Origin of the sequence: Spiroplasma endosymbiont of Megaselia nigra (assembly GCF_003987485.1) — a bacterium.
Taxonomy (GTDB): Bacteria; Bacillota_I; Bacilli_A; order Mycoplasmatales; family Mycoplasmataceae; genus Spiroplasma.
The window spans coordinates 1-7,137 of the sequence record NZ_RCOO01000060.1 but is presented as its reverse complement, the minus strand read 5'-3'; the positions used below and the strand labels follow the sequence as shown (position 1 = coordinate 7,137).

The window sequence follows — 7,137 nt, the reverse complement described above, 5'->3', positions numbered from 1 at the left end:
GGGTAAAAATTATCATTGTGCTGATAATATTGTTATTGAAAGTTTTCATTCTTTATTAAAAAAAGCAACAATTCATAACAATATTTACTTATCGCATGATGAATATATTAATGATGTTAAAAAATGAAATAAATGATATTCAAGCCGCAAAGAAAAGGATATAATAAATAAAAGTTTATAAACCTTTTTTACTAATACTTACTTTTTGGGGTGCAATCTAGGTAAAAACCTACTATTAAATGCTAATTTAATGCGTGGTAGCAAAGTATACAATAATAAATTATTAAATATCTTTCATCAAACACCAATTAAATTAAATAAAGTTTTAAATCATTTAAACCCAAATTTTTATATTCAAAAAGTAACTAAAAAATTATTAGCCCCAATTGAAAAACAAATAATTACTATTAAACAAAAAGTAATTATTTGTTTTTCAATTGGGGCTAATAATTTTTATTGCAATGATTGAAGTTGTCATAAATGGAATTTTTTCAAATTACAAGGTAAAGGAAAAACAAGTTATTATTATTTTAATGGCTGCCATTGGTTTAGTCTTAATGTTTAAAGATACTAGCTCATTGGACAATTAATATAATCTTTACTATTGCCTTGATCATAACATGATTTATAATATACCTTAGTAAAATCAATACTTTCTTTTGTAATAATTGGTGCGGCTGCATCATAAAAGTAAAAATATTCTTGCCTCAATAATCCTTGAACGGTCGTTTGAAATTTTGATGTTGTTAAGGGTCCAGAAGCAATCAATGTAATTGCTTTATCATCAATAGTTGTTGCCTCTTGGTCAATTAAAGTGACATTTGAATTATTTGTTAACCATGTTGTAATATATTCTGAAAAATGATTCCGATCAACAGCTAATGCTCCCCCAGCTGGAACACGGCTTGCATAAGCTGCTTTAATAATTAATGAATTAAATGCTAGCATTTATTGTTTTAATAAACCAACACCATTCGTTAAACTTTCACTACGTAACGAATTTGAACAAATCAATTCTGCAAAGGAATTTTGTTTTTGCACTGGATTTTTTATTAATCGTTTACTTTCATATAAATTAACCTTAAAACCTCGTCGTGCTAATTGATACGCTGCCTCGGTTCCTGCTAATCCAGCCCCAATAATGTTAATCGTTGGAATTGCCATTTGTTATTTTTCCTTTTAATTGTTGATATTGTTCTAAATATTGGGCATATTTTTCTTGTTCAAGTTTAATCTTTTCAGGATTTGCTTTTGCTAAAAAACTTGTATTATTTAAAATATTTTTGCTTCGTTCTAGTTCTTGTTCAAGACGAGTTAATTCCCCATTGATTTTTTGTTGTTCTACTGTTTCATCAACAATATCATTCAACCCAACTTCTAAAATAACATTCGTTAATGGAATTGTGGCATATTTTTGGTTTGCATCTTTTTCTTGAAGTACACCCATCACTTTACTATTAACCATTTTTAAAATAAATTCATTAATTAATGCAATAACATTTGTAGTAATATTATTTTTACTACTTATTTGATCAAATCAAATTTCAATAATATCTTCTTTTTTAATTTGATAATTACTTCGCAATTCACGGATTGCAGCAACAATTTCCGTTACTAAATTCAAATAATCAACATTATAATTAAAATTAATTTTTGGGTAAACTTCTAACATAATTGACTCTTTCAAATTTAATTTTTGATAAATTTCTTCTGTTACAAATGGAATAAATGGATGTAACATAATTAAAATTTGTTTTAAAACATAAAACAATGTTTGAATTGTTATCTTCTTGATTGTGGCATTATTACTTTGTAAATTAACTTTTGTTAATTCAATATATCATGAACAAAACTTATTTCATACAAAATCATACAAATCTTTGCCAACTAAAACAAATTCATATTTTTCCATATTCGTTTGTACTTTAGCAATTGTTTTTGTTAATTCAGTTAAAATTCATTGGTCAATAGCATTTTCTTGATGGTTTAATAATAAGTTTTTAATTTCTGTTTCAAAATTAACCAATGGTTTAAAATCACTTGTTAAATTCAGTTCAACATAACGAGCAGCATTTCATAACTTATTAATAAAATTTCAAGCACTATTAACTTTTTCTAAAGAAAAACGTAAATCTTGTCCTGGTGCACTATTTGTAACTAAAAAATAGCGTAATGTATCTGCACCATATTCTTTGATAACATCCATCGGATCAATCCCATTCCCTAATGACTTACTCATTTTTCGGCCTTCTTCATCACGAATTAAACCATGAATTAAAACATCATTAAATGGTTTTTCCTTTGTAAACTCTAATGAGTCAAACATCATTCTTGAAACTCAAAAGAAAATAATATCATAACCAGTCACCAAAACATTAGTTGGAAAATAGCGATGAAATAATGTTTTATCTCAATTTCATCCTAAAGTTGTCATTGGTCATAATGCTGATGAAAATCAAGTATCTAAAACATCTCCATCTTGAATTCAATTTTTACTATTATCTGGTGGAGTTAAGCCAACATGAATTTTTGTTGAATCATCTTTATGATATCATGCTGGAATTTGATGTCCTCATCATAGTTGCCGTGAAATACATCAATCTTGAACATTTTTCATTCAATTAATTAATGTTGTATTAAATCGAGAAGGATAAAATTGAATTTTATTTGGTGATGATTGAAATTTAATAATTTTTTCAGCAAAATATTCCATTTTAACAAATCATTGGTCTGATAAATATGGTTCAACAATAGCACCACTTCGTTCTGAAAAACCAACTTGATGAGAATGATCTTTAATTTCAACAATTAACTTTTGGTGATCTAAATCATGAACTAAATTTTGACGGGCAGTAAAACGATCTTGGTGATGATATTTTCCAGCCAATTCGTTCATTGTCCCATCTAAATTCATACAAATTGGCATTGCTAAATGATGACGCAAAGCAATTACAAAATCATTAGCATCATGTGCTGGTGTACATTTCATTGCTCCCGTTCCAAAATCTTGGTCAACATAATTATCACAAATAATAGGAAGCAATTCACCATTTGCTGGATTTATCACTTTTTTATTTCAATATTTGCGATAACGATTATCATTTGGGTTAACAACAACACATTGATCAGCAAACATTGTTTCTGGGCGTGTTGTTGCAATTGTTAAAAACTCACTTGTACTATTTTCTAAAAAATATTTAAAATAATACATTTTGCCTTGTTGCTCTTGATAAATAACTTCAATATTTGATAAAGCGGTTTTTTGTACGGGGTCTCAAGAAATAATCCGTTTACCACGATAAATTAATCCTTTTTGGTATAAATCAATAAAAACTTTTTGTACTGCTGATGTTAAATTATTATTTAATGTAAATTGCTCACGTGAATAATCTAATGCTAATCCTAATTTAGCTCATTGCTCACGAATAATTTCAGCATATTCTTCCTTTCATGCTCAAACTTGTTCAATAAACTTTTCTCGTCCTAAATCATGTCGTAAAATATTTTTTGTTATACGTAAACGTTCTTCTACTTTTGCCTGTGTAGCAATTCCCGCATGGTCCATTCCTGGTAAATATAAAGTATCAAATCCTAGTAATTTTTTATAGCGAATAATCAAGTCTTGCAATGTTGTATCTCAGGCATGACCTAAATGTAATTTCCCAGTCACATTTGGGGGTGGAATAACAATACTAAACTTTGGCTGTTTACTTGTAACATCTGCAGTAAAATAACCTTTTTTCTTTCAAAATTGATATTTTCCTGTTTCGACCAAGGCATGGTCATATTTCTTTGTTAATTCTTTTCCCATTTTTGTTTCCTTTCTAAATAAAAACTCCTATTATTTAAATAAAATAATAGGAGCAATTATTTTCTAAATAATTACGGTACCATCCTTTTTTAATAAGTATCACTTATTACCTTAATTAAAATATCAAGTTAAAATATTTAGCAACCTTCATTAAAACAATAGATTAATTTCACACCATCAATTAACTCTCTGAACTATTTTTTTAATTACTCCTCTAATATTTATGGTTTTATTATAATTCTTTTTCAATTAATTGCAACCTTTTTTGTTCTTCCAGGAATATTATTCTAAAATAAAAATAAAAGTTATAATTAACTTTTATTTTTATTTTTTTCTAATTTTGTGTCTTCTGCCTTTTTAATATTATTGTTTCAATCTTTATACATAAAAAAGACAAATCCGCCAAATAAAACAAGAAACAACACAATAATAATCGTCAATGTAATAATTAATCAAGTTGCCATCATTTTTTAGTTCTCCAATCCTTCTTGTCACATTCCAACTGGTACTGGTTTAATTTGATATTTTCTTAACACAGTAACCAATAAAATACTACATATTAACGGCATAATAATTCCTAATAATACTGCTAATACTGATAATCATCAAGGTTTTGATAACCCTGAACTAATAAAGACATAAAACATAAAAACACTATTAACTGCTAACAACAATGGTGTTAAATACGAAATCGCAAATTTATATGTTTTACCAATTTTAATTCACGAATGTGCATTATTGTAGGCAATCATTATTGGTAATTTTTTGTAAATATGAATAAATAAAATAATTTCAACTAAAGCCATCACTAACATATTAACACTACCAGCTAAAGCTTGGAACGAATAAAGTAATTGGTTAGTATGAATTTGAATTATGAGTTCAAACATTAATTACAGCAGAAACAGTAGTTTTACATGATTTTGAAAAAGAAATTTATTTTGAAGGGTTTATGCCAATTGAGGTAATGGCAAAAAGGGGGATTAAGTCATTATTGTTTGGACCATTAGTTTAGAAACCACAAATGGTAACCGTCCATATGCTGTTGTGCAATTACGTCAAGATGATGCAATTGATACATTATATAATTTAGTTGGTTTTCAAACTAATTTGAAGTTTCCAGAGCAGCAACATTAGTATGATTCCAGGTTTAGCAAATGCTCAGATTGTACGATATGGTGTTATTCATAAGAATAATTTTATTAATTCTCCAATTTTATTAAATCAATTTTTACAAGTAAAAAAACATCAGAATGTATTTTTTGATGGTCAAATTATTGGTGTTGAAGGATATGTTGAATCAGCAGCCACAGGAATTATTAGTGCCCTAAATATTGCAAAATTATTAAATAACGACCCAATGTTAACATTTCCACCCGAAACAATGATGGGCGCATTAGTGAATTATATTATTAATGCTTCAAAAACTAATTTTCAGCCAATGAAAGCAAATTTTGGCATTATCCCTCCCTTTGAACAACATTTTAAAAGTAAAAATGAAAAATATTTAGCATATAGTGAACGTGCGTTAACAACATTAAAACATTTTATTATAAACAATAATTTAAATGTGGAAAGTATCTTTTAATAATTTTAAAAAAGCATAAAATATAAATAGAATAATGCAGAAAGAAACGAGGCGGTAAAAATGAATTTGGAATTGAATGCATTAATTAATGGTGAATTAATCAATAATGGGGATTGATTAGAAATAATTTCACCAATTAATAATAAGCCATATGGTCGTGTTCCAGCTCTAAAAGAAAAAGAAATAAATGAAGCGTTTAAGTGGGCTCGACAGTCACAAAAAGAATGAGCAAATTTAACTTTATTTGAACGAATTAGTTATTTGCAAAAATGAGCAAAATTATTAGAAAGTCATAAGACAAAGCTTGCGAAAATTATGGCCCATGAAATTGGAAAAAGTTTAAAAGATGGTCAAGTTGAAGTAGAACGTAGTATTGAATATATTGATTACACAATTGAAGAAGCAAAACGAGTTTTTCCAGAAACATTAACTGGGGATGGTTGAAATATTAAAAATAAATTAGGGATTTTTTCTCGTGTTCCAAAAGGTGTTATTTTGGCAATTTCACCATTTAATTATCCTGTTAATTTAAGTATTGCAAAAATTGTACCAAGTTTAGTTGTTGGTAATACTGTTGTTTTTAAACCGGCAACAAACGGCAGTTTAACTGGGTTATATATGGCAAAATTAGCTTTTGAAGTTGGTTTTCCGAAAGGTGTTTTTAATGTTGTAACTGGTCGTGGACGTGATATTGGAGATTTATTAGTTTTAAATCCTGAAATTGATGTTATTTCATTTACTGGGTCAGTTGCTGTTGGCAATCATATTCGCAAATTAGGACATGGAAAAGACTTAGTATTAGAATTAGGAGGAAAAGATCCAGCTTTAGTATTAAAAGATGCTGATTTAACAAAAGCAGTAAAAAAAATTGTTGCTGGTGCTTATGCATATTCTGGACAACGTTGTACGGCTGTTAAGCGAGTATTAGTAGATGAAACAATTGCTGATGAACTAGTAAAATTATTAAAAATAGAAGTTAGCAAGTTAGAAGCGGGTTCGCCATTAGATAATAAAGCTATTATTCCTGTCATTGATTTAAAAGCTGCAGATTTTGTACAAGGTTTAATTGATGATGCTTTAGTAAAAAAAGCAACATTAATACTTGGTAATCAACGAAAAGATAATTTAATTAGTGCAACTTTAATTGACCATGTTACCTCAGAAATGCGATTAGCATGAGAAGAACCATTTGGTCCAGTCTTACCAATTATTCGTTGTAAGAATGTTGAAGAAATGATTACTTTAGCAAATAAATCAAATTTTAAATTGCAAGCATGTATTTTTACAAAAGATATTAATGCAGCATTTAATATTGCTAATAAATTAGAAACAGGAACGGTTAATATTAATGGTCGTACTCAACGAGGACCTGATTCATTCCCGTTTTTAGGAATTCATGATTCTGGACAAGGAGTTCAAGGGATTCGTGAAACAATTAATTCAGTGACACGTTTTAAAGGATTAGTAATTAATTATTAAAACTAATCTTTTTTAGTTTTATGATATATTATAATTATAAGTAGGTGAAAGTAAAAAATGGAAAATAAAGTAGAGCAAATAGAGTGCACCCCAAAAAGTAAGTATTAGTAAAAAAGGTTTATAAACTTTTATTTATTATATCCTTTTCTTTGCGGCTTGAATATCATTTATTTCATTTTTTAACATCATTAATATATTCGTCATGCGATAAGTAAATATTGTTATGAATTGTTGCTTTTTTTAATAAAGAATGAAAACT

The 7,137-nt window shown here is 27.8% G+C and carries 5 protein-coding genes and 3 pseudogenes; 4 read left to right on the top strand and 4 right to left on the bottom strand.

Annotation, left to right across the window (positions count from 1 at the left end; genetic code table 4):
• Together D9R21_RS07015 and D9R21_RS07925 are read left to right on the top strand one after the other, a co-directional pair.
• Nucleotides 1-181, top strand: a pseudogene (locus tag D9R21_RS07015) (IS3 family transposase); the annotation flags it as partial.
• 24 nt (nucleotides 182-205) lie between these two features.
• Nucleotides 206-565: a hypothetical protein gene (locus tag D9R21_RS07925; protein WP_196234374.1), complete on the top strand. Its 360-nt coding sequence runs from the start codon at nucleotides 206-208 to the stop codon at nucleotides 563-565.
• 5 nt (nucleotides 566-570) lie between these two features.
• Here the strand turns inward: D9R21_RS07925 and trmFO are convergent.
• The 4 genes and pseudogenes from trmFO to D9R21_RS03675 form a co-directional block, all read right to left on the bottom strand.
• Nucleotides 571-1,164 (bottom strand): annotated as a pseudogene (gene trmFO / locus D9R21_RS03685) (methylenetetrahydrofolate--tRNA-(uracil(54)-C(5))-methyltransferase (FADH(2)-oxidizing) TrmFO).
• Nucleotides 1,145-3,811 carry a valine--tRNA ligase gene (locus tag D9R21_RS03680; protein ID WP_126821146.1) on the bottom strand — a complete coding sequence of 889 codons (2,667 nt, stop codon included), beginning with the start codon at nucleotides 3,809-3,811 and terminating at the stop codon, nucleotides 1,145-1,147. The pseudogene trmFO and the gene D9R21_RS03680 overlap by 20 nt, the downstream one beginning before the upstream one ends.
• A 311-nt stretch (nucleotides 3,812-4,122) precedes the next feature.
• On the bottom strand, nucleotides 4,123-4,275 hold the full coding sequence (locus D9R21_RS07005; protein WP_158613864.1) for a hypothetical protein: 153 nt from the start codon (nucleotides 4,273-4,275) through the stop codon (nucleotides 4,123-4,125).
• A gap of 6 nt (nucleotides 4,276-4,281) precedes the next feature.
• A complete protein-coding gene (locus D9R21_RS03675) occupies nucleotides 4,282-4,701 on the bottom strand; it encodes a hypothetical protein (RefSeq protein WP_241568728.1) in 420 nt (139 codons plus the stop codon).
• Between the two features lie 157 nt (nucleotides 4,702-4,858).
• Here D9R21_RS03675 and D9R21_RS08310 point away from each other — a divergent pair.
• Together D9R21_RS08310 and D9R21_RS03665 are read left to right on the top strand one after the other, a co-directional pair.
• A pseudogene (locus D9R21_RS08310) lies at nucleotides 4,859-5,399 on the top strand (FAD-dependent oxidoreductase).
• Nucleotides 5,400-5,459: 60 nt separating this feature from the next.
• Nucleotides 5,460-6,878, top strand: a complete 1,419-nt coding sequence (locus tag D9R21_RS03665; RefSeq protein ID WP_126821145.1) for an NADP-dependent glyceraldehyde-3-phosphate dehydrogenase — start codon at nucleotides 5,460-5,462, stop codon at nucleotides 6,876-6,878.
• The last annotated feature ends 259 nt before the right edge of the window (nucleotides 6,879-7,137 follow it).